Raw genomic sequence first — 20,139 nt, 5'->3', positions numbered from 1 at the left:
GGTCCTTCAGGCCGGCCATTATCGGCCAGCCTGCAGCAAAGCGTGAAATCGGGCTCAGCCCGCGCGTCGGATGCGCTGGGTCGCATCCACGTAATCCTGCATGCGCTGGCGTGCGCTGCCGTCGGCGATGGCCGCGCGGGCACGGGCCAGGCCGTCGGCGATGCTGCTGGCCACGCCGGCCACGTACAGCGCCGCGCCGGCATTGAGCGCCACGATGTCCAGCGCCGGGCCGGGCTGGTCGTCGAGCACCCCACGCAGCATCGCGATGGATTCTTCCGGCCCGCTCACCTTGAGGTTGCGGCTGGCCGACATGGCAATGCCGAAGTCTTCGGGGTGGATCTCGTATTCGCGCACCTTGCCGTCGCGCAGCTCGCCGACCAGGGTACCGGCGCCGAGCGAGATCTCGTCCATGTTGTCGCGGCCCCACACCACCATGGCGCGCTCGGCGCCCAGCTCGCGCAGCACGCGTGCCTGGATGCCGACCAGGTCGGGATGGAACACGCCCATCAGCACGTTGGTGGCGCCAACCGGGTTGGTCAGCGGGCCGAGGATGTTGAAGATGGTGCGCACGCCCATTTCGCGCCGCACCGGGGCCACCACCTTCATGGCGGGGTGGTGCATCGGGGCGAACATGAAGCCGATGCCGGTTTCACTGATCGCGCGGGCCACCTCATCCGGACGCAGCTCGATGATCGCACCCAGTGCTTCAACCGCATCGGCACTGCCGGACTTGGACGAGACGCTGCGGTTGCCATGCTTGGCGACCTTCGCGCCCGCCGCCGCCACCACGAACATCGCGCAGGTGGAGATGTTGAAGGTATGCGAGCCGTCGCCACCGGTACCGACGATGTCGATCAGGTGCGTGCGGTCTTCGACCGGCACCGCCAGCGCCAGCTCGCGCATCACCGTGGCAGCACCGGCGATCTCGCCCACGGTCTCCTTCTTGACCCGCAGGCCGGTGAGGATCGCGGCGGTCATCACCGGCGACACCTCACCGCGCATCACCTGGCGCATCAGGTCGACCATCTCGTCGAAGAAGATTTCGCGGTGCTCGATGGTGCGTTGCAGGGCTTCCTGGGGGGAGAAGGTCATGTGGGTGTCCTTTGCAGGAAGTTCTTCAGCAGGGCATGGCCGTGCTCGGTGAGGATCGATTCGGGGTGGAACTGCACGCCCTCCACCGGGTGTTCGCGGTGGCGCAGGCCCATGATCTCTTCCATGGTGCCGTCCTCGTTCTCGGTCCAGGCGGTCACTTCCAGGCAGTCGGGCAGCGTGGTCTTGTCCACCACCAGCGAGTGGTAGCGGGTGGCCTGGTAGCGGTCCGGAAGGCCGGCAAACACGCCCTTGCCCAGGTGGCGGATCGGCGAGGTCTTGCCATGCATGATGGTGCCGGCGCGGATGACATCGCCGCCGTACACCTGGCCGATACCCTGGTGGCCAAGACACACGCCCAGGATGGGAGTGGTCGGACCCAGCCGCCGGATCAGCTCCAGCGACACGCCCGCTTCGTTGGGCGTGCACGGGCCGGGTGAGATCACGATGCGTTCGGGCGCGAGCGCCGCGATCTCGTCAACGCTCAGGGCGTCGTTGCGCACCACCTTTACATCGGCACCCAGCGTCTGCAGGTACTGCACGAGGTTGTAGGTGAAGCTGTCGTAGTTGTCGAGCATCAACAACATGGCAAATTCCTGGAATCAAGGATGCAATGGGGAATCGGTGGCGCCAGCCGTTGGCCGGCACACCGCGAATATCAAAGGCCCTTGGCGGCCTGGGCGACGGCGCGGAACAGTGCGCGGCCCTTGTTCATGGTCTCGTCCCATTCCTTGCCCGGGTCCGAGTCGTAGACGATGCCGGCGCCGGCCTGCACGTGCAGGCGACCGTCCTTGATCACCGCGGTGCGGATCGCAATGGCGGTGTCGGCATCGCCGTGCCAGCCGATGTAACCGATGCTGCCGGCGTAGACATTGCGCTTGATCGGCTCCAGCTCGCGGATCACTTCCAGCGCGCGGATCTTTGGCGCGCCGCTGACCGTGCCGGCCGGGAACGTGGCGCGCAGCACATCGGCGTAGCTCAGGCCCGGCTGCAGCTGCCCGGTCACTTCGCTGACGATGTGCATCACGTGGCTGTAGCGTTCAATCACGAACTGCTCGCCCACTTCCACCGTGCCGGCCTTGGACACGCGGCCGGCGTCGTTGCGGCCCAGGTCGATCAGCATCAGGTGCTCGGCGCGTTCCTTCGGATCGGCCAGCAGTTCGGCTTCCAGCGCGTTGTCTTCCTCCACCGTGGCGCCGCGCGGGCGGGTACCGGCGATCGGGCGCACGGTCACTTCCCCGTCCTGCAGGCGCACGAGGATTTCCGGCGAAGAGCCGACCACCTGCACGTCGCCGGTGTCGAGGAAGTACATGTACGGGGAGGGGTTCAGCGCGCGCAGCGCACGGTACACATCCACCGGGCGCGCCTTGAACGGCACGCTCAGGCGCTGGCTGAGCACCACCTGGAAGATGTCGCCGGCACGGATGTATTCCTTGGATTTGTCCACGGCGGCAATGAAGCCTTCGCGGGTGAAGCCGGACACGAAGTCGTTTTCGTCCAGCACGTCGCGGGTGATCGGCACCGGGTAGCCCGCGCCCGGGGCGCGCAGCTTGGCCACCAGGCCGTCCAGCCGCGCCTGCGCCTCGTCCCACGCACCGGGCTGGCCGGGGTCGGCGTGCACGATCAGATAGAGACGGCCCTTGAGGTTGTCGAACACCGCCAGTTCTTCGGAGTGCAGCAGCAGGATGTCCGGGGTGCCGAGCTCGTCGCGGCCGCGCGGCGGGGCCAGGCGCGGTTCGATGTAGCCGATGCACTCGAACCCGAACCAGCCCACCAGGCCGCCGGTGAAGCCCGGCAGGCCGGCCAGCTTGGGCACCGAATGGGCGCTGCGCAGCGCCTCCACTTCGGTGAACGGGTCGGCGACCTCGCGGGTTTCCACCACCTGGCCAGCTTCGCTGACGGTCAGGGTGTGGCCGTGGAAGGCGTACACGCGGCGGGCCGGCAGGCCGATGATGGAATAGCGCCCGAAGCGTTCGCCGCCTTCGACCGATTCGAACAGGTAGGTATGCGGGCCGTCGGCGAGCTTCAGATAGACCGAAAGCGGCGTGTCCAGGTCGGACAGCACTTCGCGGACGACGGGGATGCGGGTGTGGCCTTCAGCGGCCTGCTGCTGGAACTGCTCGAGCGTGATCAAGACGACTTTCCTTCCGGGAAACGGCGGTGGCGGGACGGACGACGGCAACAGGCCACCATCGCCACCAACGGCGAGCGGAAGAAAGGGTATGCGGGGTCGTCAGAATGGACACCCGGGGACTGTACCGCATTGGCGGCACCGGATGGAACCCGGGCCGTGGCGCGGCCGGATGGACAAAGGCCTCAGGCGGAGGTGGCGGAGGTAGCGCCGACTGTTAGTCGGCTGCCCGGTCAAGCAGCCGACTAACAGTCGGCGCTACCCTCGTTCCAGCCGTTCCAGCCGTTCCAGTCGTTTCAGCCGTTCCAGTCGCTTCAGCCGTTCAGGCGTTCCCGCCGGTCCCGCCGTTCCAGCGGCCGCCGCCGGTTCCAGCACCCACCCGTCCCGCCTCATCCCATCCGCCGCGCGGCCTGCTGCTCCTGCTCGCGCTGCTGTTCGGCGCCCAGGTCAGCCACCAGCACCGGGGCAGCAGCGGCACGTTCCTGCTGGCGGTTGACCTCGGCCACCTGCTCGGTGCTCACGCTGAGCGGCTGCTGCCGGCCAGCCACCACGTCCACCTGGGCCAGGTGGCGGTGCACGGAGGTGAGGTCCTGGGTATCTACCGCGAACACGCGGGTGCGGTCCTCGCTGAGCACGACCCGCTCGATGCGTTCAAGGCCTTCCTGCGTGGCCTTCGCCGCCAACGCACCGGCCAGCTGGTCGCTCTGCAGGTCGGGCACGCGGTTGTGGGCGGCATCAATGCCGTGCACGCCTGACTGGGCACCCTGGAACATGTGGTACTGCCTGTGGCCGGGATCATTGATGCCGACCACCAGCGTGGAGGGCTCGGGGGCGACGGCGGCGTGCTTTTCCGCCGGGTGCTGGATGCGTTCGTGTTGTTCCAGCAGCACGCGGGCCTGCGCTTCCTGCTTGATGAGCTCGGCGTCCAGGCTGGGAATGACCGTTTCCTTCATCCCGTGGCGCTGCACAGCCTCGCCAAATGCCGGGCCGATGTTTTCGACCAGGCGCTTGGTCTCGATGATGTTGCCGATGTTCTGCGGCGTCAGCGCCGTGGGTACGTAGGTAGCGGCCGCGCCGCGAAGGCCCGCCACTGCCCCGCCAACCGAGGCAAACACCGCCGGCGCCTGCGCCGTGGTGTTCTTGATGTGGTGCGCCGCAAAGTCATAGCCCTGGTCGACATAGGCGCCGGCCGTGGCATACCCATTCTGAAGCTTACCGGCCACCCATTGGCCGTCACGGTCGATGCTCTCGGCGGTGCGCTGGCCGGCGGCGCGGGCCGCATCGGCGTCCTCCCGGGCATCGCGAGTTGCGGCAGTGGCGCGCGCCTGGCCGGCGGCGTGTACAGCATCGGCGCGGCTGTCGAGATCCCTGGCGACGTTGTCGAACCCCAGCTTGCCGGCGCCCCATGAGGCCACCGACAGAATGCCGGACTGCGCGCGCGATTCCACGCGATGCGCCGTGGACTCGATCATCCCGGTCAGTTCGCGGCCCTGGGCGTACACGGTGGTGGTGGCTTTGGCGCTCACCTGCAGCGTGGTCGAGCCCATGTCGACTACCTTGCCCACCACCATGCCCTGCACGCGGGCGACCTGCTCCACGGCGTCGCCGGTGCGGTCAAGGACGTGGGCGGCGGTTGCCCCGCCCTTCTCCACCACTTCGCCCACTACCCGGCCGTTGTGCATGCCATGCGCGGCCGAGTGCAGCACCTTGGACAACGGTCCGGCCAGCTCGGCTACCTGGCTGGGGGCATCGGTACGCGCGCGATCCACCAGCCGCTCCTGCGCATCGCGGGTCTTGGGATCGAGCACCAATTCCATGCGCCCCGCCGCGACCGGGATATCGCGAAGGGCCTCGTAGCCCGGTTTGGTGGCCAACTGTTCGACGAATTGCGCGGCTGCGGTCTGCGCACCGGGCGGCAGCATCTCGCGCATCTTCTCGGCCACCTTGGCCTGCATCAGCGGCTCGCGCATCAGCATGCTGGCTTCGTTGGCCAGCAGCCCGTAGGCGTGTCGCTGTTGTTCGTTGAGGCGCTGCATCCCGTTCTGCACATCGTTGAGCACCTCACCGCTGGTCTGGTAGGTGTGTACGGTCTGCTGCGGGTTGAAGGTGGGCAGGCCGTTGTCTTTGGCATAGCGCGCCGGCGTATCCGGGTGCAGACCGGCCGCATTGAAGGTAGTAGCGCGGGCACCGGTGACGGCGGAGGCGGCGGAGGCCATGCCGCCGCCGAGGGAGTGGCCGGCGATTTCGAAGCCGCCCGGTAACTCCTGGTTGACGACAGAGGCAAGCTGCATGGCACGATCATAGTAATCGCTGCGCATGCCAATACCTTGCTGGCCATTGTTGAGGAAATCTTCCCCTCCAGATTCTCGCCTCCCCCCTGGAGCCGACGGATCCAAGATTTCTCCGGTGGATCCCTTGTAAACAATGACCGGTTTCGCACTCTCGCCAAAGACGCTCTTGTCTGGAACGTAGATTTCCGCGCGGAAGCCCGAGCCCTTCGGCTGCAACAGCTCCTTGAGATCGGTGTCAGGAATGTTCAGTCCCGCAGCACGCAATGCCGCCGGATTGCTACTGGCTCGTTGCCAGCCAGCAGGGGCATGCCCGTCTTCCTTGACGGAAAGATAGACGTCAGCGGCCAGCACAGACATCTCACGGGAATGATAGGTTTCCTGAAGGCGATCTGCTTCCTTGCGATTGCCGCTGTCCCGCAGCTGTTGGACCAGCTGATTCTGTTCCTGGATGGCACGCGCACGCGCCTCGATATCCGCACCACTCATGGCAAGCTCTATTGCTCAGTGAAGGACGCGGCACTGGTCCGCTAGGCTTATCGAATAGCAGAAGAGTTTGCTAATGTCACCCAACCAGCGTTTTCACATCAGGACGATCATGCGCCCAAGTCTTCACACCTTGATGACAAAAACGCTCGTAATTGCGGCATGGGTCACACTCTCACTGGCTACCGGCTGCTCCAGCTCTTCTGCACAAGGGGCCGACGACTATTTCGACGGAAAAGCACTGAAGCTCGCGGTGGCTTCTGAAAGAGGTGACTCTGAAACCATTGAGCGCTTGGTCAAGGAAGAAGGAGTCGATCCCGACAAGATATTCGCTCGCCGCGATGGCATACCACTGATTGCGTGGCCACTACGCGCCCGCAGCCTGCCGGGGCTAAGGGCGCTACTTGAGGCGGGCGCTGATCCTAATGTGCGTGAGTCCAAGCACATGAATGGAGAGATGATTCACTTCAACAATGCCATGGTCTACGCAGCCAAAATGGACGATCCAAGCTACCTTGAGCTTCTGCTCAAACATGGCGGCGACCCGAACACACGCAACATCAACAATGAGACCCTCCTGCTTCAGGCATTCCTTAGTGGGAACCAGTGGAAGAACATCCAGACGCTGATTGAGAACGGCGCGAACATCAACGAATCCAGCCTGAGCATGGGCGATGACACGGTTCTGAGCTGGTACACAAGACGAGGGGGATTCGATTCTGCCTACTGGCTGCTTGAGCATGGCGCGGACCCCACGATTTCGAACCAGTCGGCCAGTAGATCGGATGGCACCGCCAGGCAGAAGATGGTCGAAGACATCTACTGGGAAATCACAACACCCGATCTGCTTCCGTGGCAGAAGAAGTGTCAGCATTGGCTGGTCGCACGAGGCATCCCGCGTCCACCGATGCCTGAGCACATCCGCAAGAAGCGCGAAGCCTTTGGGTTCCCAACCAAAGAAGAGGACGTCCCTCTTCTCTGAAGATTTTGGCCATCCTGATCCTTCCGAGCACCAGAGTTGAGACTACTTCCACACCCTCTGTCGACCGTTTCCGTGAAAATTGCACTTGCTGTAATGGCGCTTCTGGCTTTGCTTCTGGTCAGTGGCTGCGCGGCATCGTCTTCGTATGGCGCTGACGACTATTTCAACGGCAAGGCGTTGCAGCTCGCCGTCGCAACCGAGACGGGTGACACGGAAGCCGTCCGCCGCTTGATCAAGGATGAAGGGGTCGATCCCGACAAAACCTTTGCCCGGCGCGACGGCATTCCTCTGATTGCCTGGCCATTGCGTGCACAAAGCCTGGAGGGGCTGCGCGCGTTGCTGGAGAATGGCGCCGACCCCAATGCGCGGATGTTCAAGGAGATTGATGGGCGCAGGCTTGGCTTCAATAACGCGATGGTCTACGCCGCCAAGATGGAGGACCCCCGATTCCTCGAGCTCCTTCTGAAACATGGCGGAGATCCCAACACACGCAACTCCAACAACGAAACGCTGATGTACCAGGCGTTTCTTAGCGGAAACCAGTGGAAGAACGTGCAGCTACTGGTCGAGAATGGCGCTGACGTAAACCAGGCCAATCTTGGATCCGCAGATACCATCTTGAGCCTGTACACCGGACGGGGGGGCTTCAACTCCGCCTACTGGCTTCTGGAGCACGGCGCAGACCCAACCATAAAGACCAAGATTCTGACCGGCTCCGGAGAAGCGCCGCCTATGCGAATGGTCGACGCAATCTATTGGGAAATCACCACGCCAGATCTTCTGCCGTGGCAGAAGAAATGTCAGCAATGGCTGATCGCGCGCAACATCCCGCGTCCGCCGATGCCTGAGCACATTCGCAAGAAGCGGGAGGCGTTTGGCTTCCCGACCAGGGAAGAGGATATTCCGCTGCTCTGAGCAGCCCGGAAGGGGCCGGCTCTACCGCGAGCGGTGCGGCAACAGCCTACTGCAGGAGCGCGCTGTCGAGCGGGAGGTGCATGCGCACGCGTGCTGCCACGCAGTCGATGCGGAAGCGGCGCGCGCGAACCGGTTCGCCGTCCAGGTTGAGGGTCATCGGCTCGTCGGCGTCTATTTCCACCCACGGCGCGCGGGTGCGCTCGGCCACCTGCTCGAGCGCGCCCTGCTTGCCGCCACGGATCAATGCGCCCAGCGTCGAGGCGACTTCGCCACTCAGCTCCGGAATCACGGTGAGATCGAGCAGGCCGTCATTGACCAGCGCTTCGGGGCACAGCACCTGGCCACCGCCGGCCTGGCGGCCGTTGCCGATGCCCAGTGCGATGAAGCCGCCCTCCCAGCTGAAATCCGGGGTGCGCAGCCGGGCCTGGATCGGTTCGATCCGGCCCAGCCGGGAGATGCCCGTCACCAGGTAGGCCAGCCCGCCGAGCACCTTCTTCAGGCCCTCGTCGGTCTCCACCGTCACTTCGGTGCCGAAGCCGCCACTGGCCACGTTGGCGCACCACCACAGGTCACCATCGGCGTCGATGCGCAGCAGGTCCAGCGGGCACGCCGGCTGGGCCAGGATCATGTGCAGCGCCTGGATCGGTTCCTCGGGAATGCCGGCGGCGGTCGCGAAATCATTGGCGGTACCCAGCGGGACCAGGCCCAAGGTCGGCAGCGCGTCCGCCGCCTCATCGCGGTGGGCCAGGGTTTCGGCCACTTCGCTCAGGGTGCCGTCGCCACCGGCGGCGATGATGGTATCCACGCCGTGCTCGATGGCTTCGGCCACGTAACGCTCGGCGTCGCCGTCTTCCCAGGTGACCCGGGCCTCGATCGTCACCCCCTGCTCGCGAAGCGCATGCACCGCCTCGCGCAGCTCGACGTTGCCCGTGGACTTGCCATTGAGGATCAGACGCCAGCGAGGACCACGCATACCGCACTTCCATGGGAGGGGGAGGCGCAGGCTATCAGCCCGGTGGCTCAGGGGCAGTGAACGTCATCAAACGGTCACTGATCGCCCGGAGAATGGAAGTCCATAGCAGGGACGATGGATGGAGGCAGGATCAGCCTCCCGCTATTCCCAGGGCCGCATTCGCAAGGGTGCGGTCTTTTTTTTGGGGCCGGGGGCAGACCGAGCGCATCCCATCTATATGCTCGACCAGGCCTTGCGGAATGGCGGACCACATGGGGTCCAGTACGAAGTCGACGCCTTCGCGCCCCGCCAACTTCGCCGCGGGTACGAAATCAGCGTCACCGGCCATCAGAACGATCTGCCGAACCTGCCGCTTCAGGGCGAGGGAAGAGATGTCGATGCCTATTCGCATGTCGACCCCCTTCTGCCTTATCACTGGATGGACATCTTCAGCCGCAAGATCGGCAAAACGACGACGCCCCTTCAGAAGATCATCAAGTACGCCCGGACTGGCAGACCACGCATTGAAGTCGGTCAAGTGGCCGAGTCGCAGAAAAAAGCCCCCGTTTCGGCCGTCCCGCGATCAGTAGGGGGGCGTACTTGGAGGGCTGGATGGATCGATTCTGTTACGGGAACATCTGCGTGGCAAGGCATTTCTGCCTATCGGCTACAGCTCGAACATTGATAGCCCCGATGATGGCCTTCCCCGCATATGCGTTCAATCTCCGCCGGCGAATGCCTTCAGGGCTTCGCCCTCGAGGCGGTACACCGTCCACTCGCTCTGCGGCTTGGCGCCGGCCGCCTCATAGAACCGGATCGCCGGTTCGTTCCAGTCCAGCACCGACCACTCGAAGCGGCCGCAGCCTTCGGCCACTGCGATGCGGGCGATGTGCTTGAGCAGCGCCTTGCCGGCGCCACTGCCGCGCTGCGCCGGACTCACGTACAGGTCTTCCAGGTAAACGCCGTTGCGGCCCAGCCAGGTGGAGTAGTTGTAGAAATACACCGCGTAGCCGATCGCCTCGCCACCGGCTTCACAGATCAGCGCGCGCGCCTTGGCGCCCTCGCCGAACAGGCTGGCGACGATGCCCGCCTCGTCGGTCTGCACCGACGATTCGGCCTTTTCGTAGATCGCCAGCTCGCGGATGAAGCGCAGGATCAGCGCGGCATCGGCAGCGGTGGCCTCGCGGATCTGCAGCGCCGGCGCCCCCATGCTCAGCCCCGTGCCTTGGCTACGTTGTGGCGCATCTGGTCAATCACGTCCTTGTAGCTGATCGGCGCGTTGAAGATGGCCGAGCCAGCCACGAAGGCGTCGGCGCCGGCCGCGGCAATCGCGCCGATGTTGTCGGCCTTCACCCCGCCGTCGATCTCCAGGCGCACATCGCGGCCGCTCGCATCGATCTTCTGGCGCACCACGCGCAGCTTGTCCAGCGCAGAGGGAATGAAGGCCTGGCCGCCGAAACCGGGGTTGACCGACATCAGCAGCACGAGGTCCAGGTCGTCCAGCACCCAGTCCAGGATGTCCACCGGGGTGCCCGGGTTGAGCACCAGGCCCGGCTTGCAGCCCAGCGAGCGGATCAGCTGGATGGTGCGGTGCACGTGGCGGCTGGCCTCGGGGTGGAAGCTGATATAGGTCGCGCCGGCCTCGGCGAAGTCCGGAATGATGCGGTCCACCGGTTCCACCATCAGGTGCACGTCGATCGGGGCGGTCACGCCATGCTTGCGCAGCGCCTGGCAGACCATCGGGCCGATGGTCAGGTTCGGCACGTAATGGTTGTCCATCACGTCGAAATGCACCCAGTCGGCACCGGCGGCGAGCACGTTGTCCACCTCTTCGCCGAGGCGGGCGAAGTTGGCGGACAGGATGGAGGGGGCAATGATGCAGTTGGACATGGCCGGGGCCTTCAGGACGTAGAGAGGGGGCCGCGCGCGCTCAGCGCTTGCGCAGGGTCTTGATGCGGTCGTAGGCGGCATTGAGCTGGCGCGACTTGCGCTCGGCCTGCTGGCGCAGCTCGGGGGCGGCGCCGACGACCTTGTCGGGGTGGTACTGGGACATCAGCCGCCGGTAGGCCAGGTCGATCTCGGCATCGGTGGCCTCGGAGGTCAGCCCCAGCTCCCGGTACGGGTTCTCCCTGTTCAGCCGGAACCAGTCGGCATCGAAGGCATGGCCGATCAGCAGGCCGACCACGGCACCAAACAGCGGATTGGGCCTGAAAAGCAGGGCGCCGGCGATGAATCCAAGCAGTTTTCCGTACCAGCGCATGGTCGTCGGGGCGGCCGGGGCAACAAAGGAACCTCATTTTACGTCACAGCGGCCCCAACCCGCTTTACACTAGGCCGCCCGCTGTCCCTGCGGGCCCTCCGGGTGCCCTGGACAGCCGTCTCGACGAAGCCCCAGGAGTGCCCGTGCCGACCACGTTGTTGCAATCCGATCTCCCCGGCCTGCCCTTGCGCCATCGCGGCAAGGTGCGTGATGTTTTCGACATTCCGCGCGAACGGCTGCCCGCCGGCACTCCGCCGGGGGACTACCTGCTGATGGTCGCGACCGACCGTCTGTCGGCCTTCGACGTGGTGCTTCCCGATCCGATTCCCGGCAAGGGCGAAATGCTCTGCCAGGTCTCCAACTTCTGGTTCGCCAAGACCGCGCACCTGATGCCCAACCACCTCACCGGCATCGACGTGGCCAGCGTGCTGCCCGAGGGCGTGGACGCGGCGCTGTACGCCAAGCGCGCGGTCGTGACCCGCAAGCTCAAGCCCGTACCGGTGGAAGCCATCGCCCGCGGCTACCTCATCGGCAGCGGCTGGAAGGACTACCAGCGCACCGGCAAGGTCAGCGGCATCGAGCTGCCCGATGGCCTGCGCCAGGCCGAGCAGCTGCCCGAGCCGATCTTCACCCCCTCGACCAAGGCCGCCGTGGGCGACCATGACGAGAACATCGATTTCGATGCGATGGTGAAGGCGGTCGGCGCGGACCTGGCCGAGCGCGTGCGCGATGCCACCCTGCGCATCTACAAGTTCGCCGCCGATTACGCCCGCGAGCACGGCATCATCCTGGCCGACACCAAGTTCGAGTTCGGTACCGATGCCGATGGCCGCCTGTACATCATGGACGAGATGCTGACCCCGGATTCCTCGCGCTACTGGCCGGCCGACGAGTACGAAGTGGGCACCAGCCCGCCGAGCTACGACAAGCAGTTCGTCCGCGATTACCTGGAGACGCTGGACTGGGGCAAGACCGCCCCGGGCCCGAGCATCCCGGCGGACATCATCGAACGCACCCGCGCCAAGTACGCCGAGGCGCTGCAGCGCCTGGCAGGTATCTCGGTGGATTGATGCCGCCGGTAGAGTCCGGCTTGGGCGGTAGAGCCGACTGTTAGTCGGCTGCGGCGGTAGAGCCGACTGTTAGTCGGCTGCGGTGGAGCAGCGGACTAACAGTCCGCTCTACCCGCTCCGCTCTACCCGCCCCGCCCTACCCGTCCGCTGTCGGGAGTATTCTGTGGTTACTCCGGAGGCTCAATGTCCACGACGACCCAGCTTGTGCGGCCCATCGACCGCTATTTCGCCAGCTATTCAGACGACCACCGCAATACGCTGAACCAGCGCATCCATGTGGTGGCGGTGCCGGCAATCCTGTGGTCGGTCATTGCCCTGCTCTGGTGCCTGCCGCCGCTGATCACCTGGTTCCAGTACGGGGTCTGGGCCGGCCTGGCGATGTTTACCGCGTGGTGCTTCTATAACCGCCTGTCGCGCCGGTTGGGCCTGGGCATGCTCGCCTTCTTCTTTGTATGCGGCTGCACCTGCCGGCTGCTGGAAGCCGAGATCGGGCTGGCCAACCTGGCCTGGCTGGGGCTGGGCGTGTTCGTGGTGGCCTGGGTCGCGCAGTTCATCGGCCACAAGTTCGAGGGGCGCAAGCCCAGCTTCCTGACCGACCTGACCTATCTGCTGATCGGGCCGGCCTGGGTGATGGCCAAGGCGTACCGGAAGTTCGACCTGGCGTATTGACCGGCCCAACCTGAACGAAATGGATGCTCACTCCTGCTGCACGGCAGCGGGTCCAGCATGGCTGTGGACGAGATCCGGGGAGCGTGTTTCGTTCATCTGCGCGGAAGTTGGCGCGCGGGCGGAGGCCCTGTCGTTGCTGGGCTGAACGGTAGCGAGATCACTCATGGCGCAAAGTGCCGGCAAGGTTTCCATACGGCGCTGAACAACCCCGAATGGACCACCCTGCCGACAGCAAAAAGATGAATCACGCACGTTGCCTGCAGTTGATGGCGTAATCGGGTATATCGGCGACAAATCCCTGCCTGTTAGACTGAAAGGCCTGCTCGTGAATCCCGCATTCCCTGCATGAATCCCAGCCTTCTCCTGCTGCTCGCCCTGCCCTTCCTGCTGGCGGTGGCGGTCATTGTGTTCCGCCACAGTTCCCGTGCCACGGCCGCCTGGCTGGCCGCGGCCGCCCCCGTGGGCGGGCTGGCGCTGCTCGCGACGATGACCCCCGCGATCCTTGATGGCGGGGTGGTGCGCAGTTTCGGGGACTGGCTGCCGCAGATCGGGCTGGCCTTCTCGGTGCGGCTGGATGGGCTGGCCTGGATGTTCGCCGGCATGGTGCTGGCCATCGGCGCGCTGGTGGTGATGTACGCGCACTATTACCTAAGCGCGAAGGACAACGCGCACCGCTTCTACTGCTACCTGCTGCTGTTCATGGGCGCCATGCTGGGCATGGTGCTGTCAGGCAACCTGTTGCTGCTGATGGTGTTCTGGGAAATGACCAGCATCAGCTCGTTCCTGCTGATCGGCTTCTGGTCGCACCGCCAGGATGCCCGCGAGGGCGCGCGGATGGCGCTGGTGGTGACCGGCGGCGGCGGCCTGGCCCTGCTCGGTGGCGTGCTGCTGATCGGCCGCATCGTCGGCAGTTTTGAACTGGACGCGGTGCTGGCCGCCGGCGATGTGATCCGTGCCAGCCCGCTGTACCCGTGGGCCCTGTTCCTGGTGCTGGCGGGCATCTTCACCAAGAGCGCGCAGTTCCCGTTCCACTTCTGGCTGCCGCATGCCATGGCCGCGCCGACCCCGGTGTCGGCCTACCTGCATTCGGCCACCATGGTGAAGGCCGGCGTGTTCCTGCTGGCCCGGCTGCACCCGGCGCTGGCCGGTACCGACCTGTTCTTCTATACGGTCAGCGGGATCGGCGCGCTGACCCTGCTGATCGGCGCCTGGAACGCGATCTTCCAGCACGACCTGAAAGGGCTGCTGGCCTATTCGACGATCTCGCACCTGGGCCTGATCACCCTGCTGTTCGGCCTGTCCACGCCGATGGCGGTGGTGGCCGGCGTGTTCCACATCCTCAACCACGCCACCTTCAAAGCCTCGCTGTTCATGGCCGCCGGCATCATCGACCATGAAACCGGCACCCGCGACATGCGCAAGCTGGGTGGCCTGCGCCGGTTGATGCCGTTCACCAGCGCGCTGGCGATCATCGCCTCGCTGGCCATGGCCGGCATTCCGCTGCTCAACGGCTTCCTGTCCAAGGAAATGCTGTTCGCCGAGGCCATCACCGCGCAGGGACCGGAACCCATGCGCATCGCCGTGTCGATCGCCGCGCTGCTGGCCGGCGTGCTGGGCGTGGCCTACAGCCTGCGCTTCGTGCATGACACCTTCTTCGGCCAAGGCCCGCATGACCTGGACCGGGTGCCGCACGAGCCGCCGCGCTTCATGAAGGTGCCGGTGGAGGTCCTGGTGGTGCTGTGCGTGGCGGTGGGCGTAGCCCCGGCGATCACTGTGGCCCCGATCCTGCACGCGGCAGCCTCCTCGATCCTGGGCCCGGCCATGCCGGCCTACAGCCTGTCGGTCTGGCACGGCTTCAACATGCCGCTGATGATGAGCATCGCCGGTGTACTGGGCGGCATCGCCCTGTACTTCGGTCTGCGCCGGCTGATCAACCTGCATGCGGTGGTCAGCCATGCCATCGGGCGCAACCTGTTCCACAAGCAGCTGGACCTGGTGTTCGGCTTCGCCCACCGGCTCACCCAGGGCCTGGCCAACGGCAGCCTGCAGCGCATGCTGATGGCGCTGGTGGTGGTGGCGATCATCGTGGCCGCCGCCCCGTTCGTGGCCAATCCGGTGTCGCCCAACTGGCCTTCGCCGCAGCCGATTCCGTTGCTGGGCTGGGCGCTGTGGGCAGTGATGATGGCCTGCGCGCTGGGCGCGCTGTTCGTCTATCGGCAGCGCCTGCTGGCAGTGCTGGTCGCCGGTGGCGTGGGCCTGATGGTGTCGCTGACCTTCGTGTTCCTGTCCGCGCCGGACCTGGCGTTGACCCAGCTGCTGGTGGAGATGGTGACGCTGGTGCTGATGCTGCTGGGCATGAACTACTTGCCGGCGCAGTCGCCGCCGGAGAAGTCGCGCTGGCGCAAGCGCCGGGACGCATTGATCGCGGTGATCGGTGGTGGCGGCCTGGCCGCCATGGCCTACAGCGCGATGACCCTGCCGCCCAACACCATGGCCGGCGAACTGCTGGCGCGTGCGCTGCCCGAAGCGTACGGCGAAAACGTGGTCAACGTGATCCTGGTGGACTTCCGTGGCTTCGATACTTTCGGTGAGATCACCGTGTTCGGCATCGCCGCCCTGGTGGTGCACGCCATGCTGCGGCGTTCGCGGATGGCGCCGGAGCAGATCATGCCGGGCCCGCCGATCAAGCTGCCGGTACCGGCCGACCTGGCCCAGGTGATGTTCCCGTTGACGCTGACGGTATCGATCTTCCTGTTCCTGCGCGGCCACAACGCGCCCGGCGGCGGTTTCATCGCCGGCCTGGTGCTGGCGGTGCCGCTGCTGATCCAGTACGTCATCCAGGGCACCACCTCGGTGGAATCGCGCTTCGGCTTCGATTACATCCGTTGCATCGGCGCGGGCCTGCTCATCGCCATCGTCAGCGGCTGTGCCTCGATGCTGTTCGGGGTGCCGTTCCTGACCAGCGGGCACCTGGACCTGGAGCTGCCGTTGATCGGCACGGTGCCGTTGGCCAGCGCGGTCGGCTTCGATACCGGCGTGTACCTGGTGGTGTTCGGCGGGGCGATGCTGATCCTGTCGATGATGGGCACGGTGAAACCGTCGCGCACCCGCAACTCGCGCAAGGGCGAGATCGATCCCAACAACCGTTCGGCACGTACCGGGGAGACCCACTGATGGAACTGGCCCTGGCAAGCGCGATCGGCGTACTGGCTGCGATCGGCATCTACCTGCTGCTGCGCGCGCGCAGCTTCGACGTCATCCTCGGCATGACCTTCCTGTCCTACGCGACCAACCTGCTGATCTTCTCCGGCGGCCGCCTGGTGACCGGGAAGGCGCCGGTGCTGAAGGAAGGCGTGGACAGCACGCTGGGCAACTACACCGATCCGCTGCCGCAGGCACTGGTGCTGACCGCGATCGTCATCGCCTTTGCGATGACTGCCGTGAGCATCGTGCTGGCCATGCGCAGCCGCAGCGACAACCACAGCGACCACGTCGACGCGCACGAGGATGAGGCTGCAGAGCTGGCCGATACCGCGCCCGGCCGGGAGGGTGGCCCGTGAACCATGCGGTGATCCTGCCCATCCTGATTCCACTGTTCGGTGCAGCCTGTTCGCTGTTCGTCGAACACCGCCGCTACGGCCCCAAGGTGCAGCGCACGGTGGCCTGGACCACGCTGGCCGCGCTTGCGGCGTCGGTGGCCCTGCTGTTCGCGCAGACCGCCGATGGGACCATCGCGGTGTACCTGCTGGGCGACTGGCCCTCGCGGCTGGGCATCGCGCTGGTGGCCGACCGCCTGTCCAGCTGGATGCTGCTGACCACGCTGCTGCTGGCCATCCCGTGCCTGCTGCACGCCTGCTCCGGCTGGGACCGGCGCGCACCGCACTTCCATGCGCTGTTCCAGTTCCAGCTGGTGGGCCTCAACGGTGCCTTCCTCACCGGCGACATCTTCAACCTGTTCGTGTTCTTCGAGGTGATGCTGATCGCCTCCTACGGCCTGCTGCTCAGTGGCGGGCGCGGGCTGCGCATGCGCATCGGCCTGCACTACGTGGTGTTCAACGTCACCGCCTCGACCCTGTTCCTGATCGCGCTGGGCCTTCTGTATGCCTCCCTGGGCTCGCTCAACATGGCCGAGTTGTCCCAGCGCATCGCCGAGGTGCCGCCCACCCACCTGACCCTGGTGAAGGCAACGCTCGGCCTGCTGCTGCTGGTGTTCTGCAGCAAGGCCGCACTGATGCCACTGTACCTGTGGCTGCCTGAAGCCTACGCACGCGCACCGGCAGCGGTGGCGGCGCTGTTTGCCATCATGACCAAGGTCGGCCTGTACGCGATGCTGCGGGTGAGCTCGCTGTGGTTCGGCGAAGACGCAGGTGCCATGGCCGGCTATGGCTCCCAGTGGCTGTTCTGGGCCGGCGTGGCCACGCTGATCCTGGGTGGACTGGGCGTGCTTGCCGCCGCGCGCCTGCGCGTGCTGATCTCCTATCTGGTGGTGGTATCGGCGGCCACGCTGTTCATCGCCTTCTCGATCCGCACCCCGCAGGTGCTGTCGGCCGGGTTGTACTACCTGCCGCACAGCACGTTCGTGGCGGCCGCCCTGTTCCTCATCGCCGACCTGATCCGCCGCCGCCGCGGTGGCGCCAGTGACCGCAAGGAAATCATCGCGCCGATGCCCGGCAAGGAAACCCCGGCGGTGCTGTTCCTGATCGCCGCGGTGTCGGTGGCCGGCCTGCCGCCGCTGTCCGGCTTCCTGGCCAAGGCGGCGCTGCTGGCCGGCATGCCGGCCGCCTACACGGGCGTGGTCTGGGCGGCGGTGCTGGGCAGCAGCCTGATGGTGATCGTGGGCATCACCCGCGGCGGCATCCGCCTGTTCTGGCGGGTGCCGGTGCTGGAGGAGGGCGTACCCCCGCCGCGCAAGGCGCCCACCCGCACCGTGGAGCTGTTCGCCGCCGCGCTGCTGCTCTGCTACGGCATCGGCATGAGCGTGTTCGCCAACCCGTTGATGCAGTACACCGACGCCATGGCCACGCAGCTGCTCACGCCGCAGGATTACGTGGGCGGACTGCGTGCGACCACGCCGGAGATCCGCCAGCCATGAGCCGCCGCCCGTTCGTTCGCCGCCTGTTCCCCTCGACCTCGCTGAGCGTGATGGTCACCGGCTTCTGGGTGCTGATGTCCGACAGCTTCACCCTGGGCCAGATCCTGCTCGGCATGCTGCTGGGCGTTGTGGTGCCGCTGTTCGCCGCGCGGCTGGACCGCGAGTTCGCGCGCATCGGCTCGCTGCGACCGTTGCCCAAGCTGATCTGCGTGACGCTGTGGGACATCCTGGTCTCCAACATCCGCGTGGCGGTGCAGGTACTGGGCCCGGAGCGCCGCATCCACCCGGGCTTCATCTGGCTGCCGCTGGACATCGCCAACATCCACGGCATCGCCGCGCTCACCAGCATGATCACCCTGACCCCGGGTACGGTGTCGGCCGCGTTGTCCGATGATCGCCGCTACCTGCTGGTGCATGTGCTGCACCTGGACGATCCCGACGAACTGATCCGGCAGATCAAGCACCGTTACGAAGCCCCGCTGATGGAGATTTTCCCATGACCGGTTTCACCTTCATCCAGACCACCATGGCCGTGTGCATGCACGTGGTCGGGCTGGCCATGCTGCTGGCCACCTGGCGCCTGCTGCGCGGCCCGACCGTGCCCGACCGCATCCTGGCGCTGGACACGCTGTCGGTGACCGCCATCGCCGAGCTGATGCTGTTCGGCATGTACCTCAATTCGGCGGTGTATTTCGAAGCGGCGCTGGTGATCGCGATGCTGGGCTTTGGCAGCACCGTGGTGCTCAGCAAGTTCGTGCTGCGCCGGGACATCGTCGAATGATCACCTTCATCCAGGTCGCGCTGTCGCTGCTGCTGCTGTTTGGCTGCTTCTTCATCCTGGTCGGCGCGCTGGGACTGGTGAAGCTGTCCACGTTCTTCAAGCGCCTGCATGCACCGACCAAGGCAAGCACCTTGGGCGTTGGCTGCGTGCTGGCCGGTTCGGTGCTGTACCACATCTTCCTGGGTGAGGACCCGCAGCCGCGCGAGCTGCTGATCACCGTGTTCCTGTTCATCACCGCACCGATCAGCGCGCACATGATGGCCAAGGCGGCGCTGTCGCTGATGATGGAAAAGCGGCCGAGCCTGCCCGGGCACGAGACCGCGAAGGAAGAGCAGTTGCCGCCGCCGTTGCCGCGCAACGTGACAGAGGGGCGCGATGACGACGAACGCGTCGCCACGCGCACGGATCCTGGCGCGCCCCCGGAGTCGTAGGGGCGCGCCATGCGTGTCCTTACCCGATCAGCGCAAGCTCCAGCGCGATCCACGCCACGAACGCCACCAGCAGGATCCCGCCCTCGCGCCGGCTGATGGTCAGGTCGCCCTTGAGCATCGGGTACAGCACCAGCACGAAGGCGATCGCGGCCGGCAACTCCAGCTTCACGAACGATTCGGGCAGCGCCAGCGGGCGCAGCGCGGCCATGCCGCCGACCACGACCAGCAGGTTGAACAGGCTGGAGCCGATCACGTGGCCCAGCACCATGTCACCCTGGCCACGACGCGCGGCGATGATCGCGGCAGCGACTTCCGGCAGCGCGGTACCGATGGCTACCGGCAACAGGCCCACCAGCAGCGGCGACCAGCCCAGGCTGGCGCCCATCACCGGCGCGGCACCCACGACCCAGCGCGCGCCGTAGTAGAGGCACACGGCGGCGAACACCACCCGCAGCACATTGAGGAACAGGCCGGTGCGGGTCATGGCATAGCCGGCAATCGCTTCGCGTACCGGCTCGGATTCGCGCCGACCGTACCGCAGCACGAAGGCCAGCAGCCCAACGAAGCCGAGCAGCAGCAAGCCGCCTTCCCAGCGCGCGATCACCCCGTCCAACCCGAATACGATCAGCGCCAGGCTGGCGACCGCCAGCAGCACCAGCAACGGCGAGAGCAGGCGTGCCCGCACCAGCAGCGGCGCGGCGAGTGCCGCCAGCGCCAGGGTCAGGCCCACATTGACGATGTTGCTGCCCACCGCATTGCCCAGCGCCAGCTCCTCGGCGCCGACCACGAACGCGCGGGCGTTGACCACCAGCTCGGGCAGGGAGGTACCGAAGGTCACCAGCAGCAACCCTGCCACGAAAGGAGAAGCACCGAAGCGCTGGGCCAGCCCGGAGGCGGCCTTGACGATGGAGTCACCCCCGAGTGCAAGCAGCAGCAGGCCCAACAGGAACCAGGCAGTGGCAGCGATCATCAGTGGATCCCCAGGTGGCGTGG

Annotated in this window: 20 protein-coding genes and 1 pseudogene; 11 read left to right on the top strand and 10 right to left on the bottom strand. The window is 66.0% G+C overall.

Annotated features, from left to right (window positions below; all coding sequences use genetic code 11):
• Positions 1 to 54: 54 nt before the first annotated feature.
• From trpD to QE395_RS01295, 4 genes are all read right to left on the bottom strand, one after another.
• Positions 55 to 1,092 (bottom strand): anthranilate phosphoribosyltransferase, encoded by a 1,038-nt coding sequence (gene trpD, locus QE395_RS01310; protein ID WP_306987341.1) that lies wholly within the window; start codon positions 1,090 to 1,092, stop codon positions 55 to 57.
• Entirely contained in the window at positions 1,089 to 1,676 is a 588-nt protein-coding gene (locus QE395_RS01305) for an aminodeoxychorismate/anthranilate synthase component II (RefSeq protein WP_095363146.1), read from the bottom strand. Before QE395_RS01305 ends, trpD begins: the two co-directional genes overlap by 4 nt.
• Positions 1,677 to 1,747: 71 nt before the next feature.
• Positions 1,748 to 3,223, bottom strand: coding sequence for an anthranilate synthase component I (trpE, locus tag QE395_RS01300; RefSeq protein WP_093534930.1), 1,476 nt, complete (start codon positions 3,221 to 3,223; stop codon positions 1,748 to 1,750).
• Positions 3,224 to 3,609: 386 nt separating this feature from the next.
• Positions 3,610 to 5,511 carry an XVIPCD domain-containing protein gene (locus QE395_RS01295; protein WP_306987340.1) on the bottom strand — a complete coding sequence of 634 codons (1,902 nt, stop codon included), beginning with the start codon at positions 5,509 to 5,511 and terminating at the stop codon, positions 3,610 to 3,612.
• Between the two features lie 36 nt (positions 5,512 to 5,547).
• Here QE395_RS01295 and QE395_RS01290 point away from each other — a divergent pair, with 36 nt between their 5' ends.
• The 3 genes from QE395_RS01290 to QE395_RS01280 all read left to right on the top strand — a co-directional run bounded on the left by QE395_RS01290 (position 5,548) and on the right by QE395_RS01280 (position 7,891).
• Complete coding sequence (locus QE395_RS01290) at positions 5,548 to 6,042, top strand: hypothetical protein (protein WP_306987339.1); 495 nt, start codon at positions 5,548 to 5,550, stop codon at positions 6,040 to 6,042.
• Between the two features lie 28 nt (positions 6,043 to 6,070).
• Positions 6,071 to 6,976, top strand: coding sequence for an ankyrin repeat domain-containing protein (locus QE395_RS01285; RefSeq protein ID WP_249833246.1), 906 nt, complete (start codon positions 6,071 to 6,073; stop codon positions 6,974 to 6,976).
• Positions 6,977 to 7,048: 72 nt separating this feature from the next.
• Positions 7,049 to 7,891 (top strand): ankyrin repeat domain-containing protein, encoded by an 843-nt coding sequence (locus QE395_RS01280; protein WP_249833247.1) that lies wholly within the window; start codon positions 7,049 to 7,051, stop codon positions 7,889 to 7,891.
• 46 nt (positions 7,892 to 7,937) lie between these two features.
• On the opposite strand, the gene yegS is transcribed toward QE395_RS01280, so the two are convergent.
• From yegS to QE395_RS01255, 5 genes and pseudogenes are all read right to left on the bottom strand, one after another.
• On the bottom strand, positions 7,938 to 8,864 hold the full coding sequence (gene yegS / locus QE395_RS01275; RefSeq protein ID WP_249833248.1) for a lipid kinase YegS: 927 nt from the start codon (positions 8,862 to 8,864) through the stop codon (positions 7,938 to 7,940).
• Positions 8,865 to 8,994: 130 nt separating this feature from the next.
• Positions 8,995 to 9,396: pseudogene (locus QE395_RS01270) on the bottom strand (NYN domain-containing protein); the annotation flags it as partial.
• A 165-nt stretch (positions 9,397 to 9,561) separates the two neighbouring features.
• The gene (locus QE395_RS01265; RefSeq protein WP_095363150.1) at positions 9,562 to 10,053 is read right to left on the bottom strand and encodes a GNAT family N-acetyltransferase; all 492 of its coding nucleotides are present in this window, start codon (positions 10,051 to 10,053) and stop codon (positions 9,562 to 9,564) included.
• 2 nt (positions 10,054 to 10,055) lie between these two features.
• On the bottom strand, positions 10,056 to 10,733 hold the full coding sequence (rpe, locus tag QE395_RS01260) for a ribulose-phosphate 3-epimerase (RefSeq protein WP_068854293.1): 678 nt from the start codon (positions 10,731 to 10,733) through the stop codon (positions 10,056 to 10,058).
• Between the two features lie 40 nt (positions 10,734 to 10,773).
• A complete protein-coding gene (locus tag QE395_RS01255; RefSeq protein WP_095363151.1) occupies positions 10,774 to 11,103 on the bottom strand; it encodes a DnaJ domain-containing protein in 330 nt (109 codons plus the stop codon).
• A gap of 143 nt (positions 11,104 to 11,246) precedes the next feature.
• On the opposite strand from QE395_RS01255, the gene QE395_RS01250 reads away from it, so the two are divergent.
• The 8 genes from QE395_RS01250 (at position 11,247) to QE395_RS01215 (ending at position 19,146) form a co-directional block, all read left to right on the top strand.
• Positions 11,247 to 12,173 carry a phosphoribosylaminoimidazolesuccinocarboxamide synthase gene (locus QE395_RS01250; protein ID WP_176472605.1) on the top strand — a complete coding sequence of 309 codons (927 nt, stop codon included), beginning with the start codon at positions 11,247 to 11,249 and terminating at the stop codon, positions 12,171 to 12,173.
• 183 nt (positions 12,174 to 12,356) lie between these two features.
• A complete protein-coding gene (locus tag QE395_RS01245; RefSeq protein WP_095363152.1) occupies positions 12,357 to 12,842 on the top strand; it encodes an Mpo1-like protein in 486 nt (161 codons plus the stop codon).
• A gap of 345 nt (positions 12,843 to 13,187) precedes the next feature.
• Positions 13,188 to 16,016: a monovalent cation/H+ antiporter subunit A gene (locus tag QE395_RS01240; RefSeq protein WP_093532757.1), complete on the top strand. Its 2,829-nt coding sequence runs from the start codon at positions 13,188 to 13,190 to the stop codon at positions 16,014 to 16,016.
• A complete protein-coding gene (locus QE395_RS01235; protein WP_068854297.1) occupies positions 16,016 to 16,402 on the top strand; it encodes a Na+/H+ antiporter subunit C in 387 nt (128 codons plus the stop codon). The genes QE395_RS01240 and QE395_RS01235 overlap by 1 nt, the downstream gene beginning before the upstream one ends.
• A complete protein-coding gene (locus tag QE395_RS01230) occupies positions 16,399 to 17,934 on the top strand; it encodes a monovalent cation/H+ antiporter subunit D (protein WP_068854298.1) in 1,536 nt (511 codons plus the stop codon). The genes QE395_RS01235 and QE395_RS01230 overlap by 4 nt, the downstream gene beginning before the upstream one ends.
• Complete coding sequence (locus QE395_RS01225) at positions 17,931 to 18,434, top strand: Na+/H+ antiporter subunit E (protein WP_095363155.1); 504 nt, start codon at positions 17,931 to 17,933, stop codon at positions 18,432 to 18,434. The genes QE395_RS01230 and QE395_RS01225 overlap by 4 nt, the downstream gene beginning before the upstream one ends.
• Entirely contained in the window at positions 18,431 to 18,715 is a 285-nt protein-coding gene (locus QE395_RS01220) for a K+/H+ antiporter subunit F (protein ID WP_068854300.1), read from the top strand. Before QE395_RS01225 ends, QE395_RS01220 begins: the two co-directional genes overlap by 4 nt.
• A complete protein-coding gene (locus tag QE395_RS01215; RefSeq protein ID WP_210131225.1) occupies positions 18,712 to 19,146 on the top strand; it encodes a Na+/H+ antiporter subunit G in 435 nt (144 codons plus the stop codon). Before QE395_RS01220 ends, QE395_RS01215 begins: the two co-directional genes overlap by 4 nt.
• A 19-nt stretch (positions 19,147 to 19,165) precedes the next feature.
• Here QE395_RS01215 and QE395_RS01210 read toward each other — a convergent pair whose 3' ends face one another.
• Positions 19,166 to 20,116, bottom strand: a complete 951-nt coding sequence (locus QE395_RS01210; RefSeq protein WP_217538307.1) for a sodium:calcium antiporter — start codon at positions 20,114 to 20,116, stop codon at positions 19,166 to 19,168.
• Positions 20,117 to 20,139 lie beyond the last annotated feature (23 nt).

This window comes from Stenotrophomonas sp. SORGH_AS_0282 (assembly GCF_030818125.1).
Classification (GTDB): Bacteria; Pseudomonadota; Gammaproteobacteria; order Xanthomonadales; family Xanthomonadaceae; genus Stenotrophomonas; species Stenotrophomonas rhizophila_A.
The sequence above is the reverse complement of the archived record's forward strand: the minus strand, read 5'-3'. Positions and strand labels throughout refer to the sequence as shown.

Excerpts from the sequence above, each read along its gene's own strand:
- trpD (WP_306987341.1), bottom strand. The coding sequence starts at position 1,092 with ATGACCTTCTCCCCCCAGGAAGCCCTGCAACGCACCATCGAGCACCGC.
- QE395_RS01305 (WP_095363146.1), bottom strand. The coding sequence starts at position 1,676 with ATGTTGTTGATGCTCGACAACTACGACAGCTTCACCTACAACCTCGTG.
- QE395_RS01295 (WP_306987340.1), bottom strand. The coding sequence starts at position 5,511 with ATGCAGCTTGCCTCTGTCGTCAACCAGGAGTTACCGGGCGGCTTCGAA.
- QE395_RS01285 (WP_249833246.1), top strand. The coding sequence starts at position 6,071 with ATGTCACCCAACCAGCGTTTTCACATCAGGACGATCATGCGCCCAAGT.
- yegS (WP_249833248.1), bottom strand. The coding sequence starts at position 8,864 with ATGCGTGGTCCTCGCTGGCGTCTGATCCTCAATGGCAAGTCCACGGGC.
- QE395_RS01265 (WP_095363150.1), bottom strand. The coding sequence starts at position 10,053 with ATGGGGGCGCCGGCGCTGCAGATCCGCGAGGCCACCGCTGCCGATGCC.
- rpe (WP_068854293.1), bottom strand. The coding sequence starts at position 10,733 with ATGTCCAACTGCATCATTGCCCCCTCCATCCTGTCCGCCAACTTCGCC.
- QE395_RS01255 (WP_095363151.1), bottom strand. The coding sequence starts at position 11,103 with ATGCGCTGGTACGGAAAACTGCTTGGATTCATCGCCGGCGCCCTGCTT.
- QE395_RS01245 (WP_095363152.1), top strand. The coding sequence starts at position 12,357 with ATGTCCACGACGACCCAGCTTGTGCGGCCCATCGACCGCTATTTCGCC.
- QE395_RS01240 (WP_093532757.1), top strand. The coding sequence starts at position 13,188 with ATGAATCCCAGCCTTCTCCTGCTGCTCGCCCTGCCCTTCCTGCTGGCG.
- QE395_RS01235 (WP_068854297.1), top strand. The coding sequence starts at position 16,016 with ATGGAACTGGCCCTGGCAAGCGCGATCGGCGTACTGGCTGCGATCGGC.
- QE395_RS01225 (WP_095363155.1), top strand. The coding sequence starts at position 17,931 with ATGAGCCGCCGCCCGTTCGTTCGCCGCCTGTTCCCCTCGACCTCGCTG.
- QE395_RS01220 (WP_068854300.1), top strand. The coding sequence starts at position 18,431 with ATGACCGGTTTCACCTTCATCCAGACCACCATGGCCGTGTGCATGCAC.
- QE395_RS01215 (WP_210131225.1), top strand. The coding sequence starts at position 18,712 with ATGATCACCTTCATCCAGGTCGCGCTGTCGCTGCTGCTGCTGTTTGGC.
- QE395_RS01210 (WP_217538307.1), bottom strand. The coding sequence starts at position 20,116 with ATGATCGCTGCCACTGCCTGGTTCCTGTTGGGCCTGCTGCTGCTTGCA.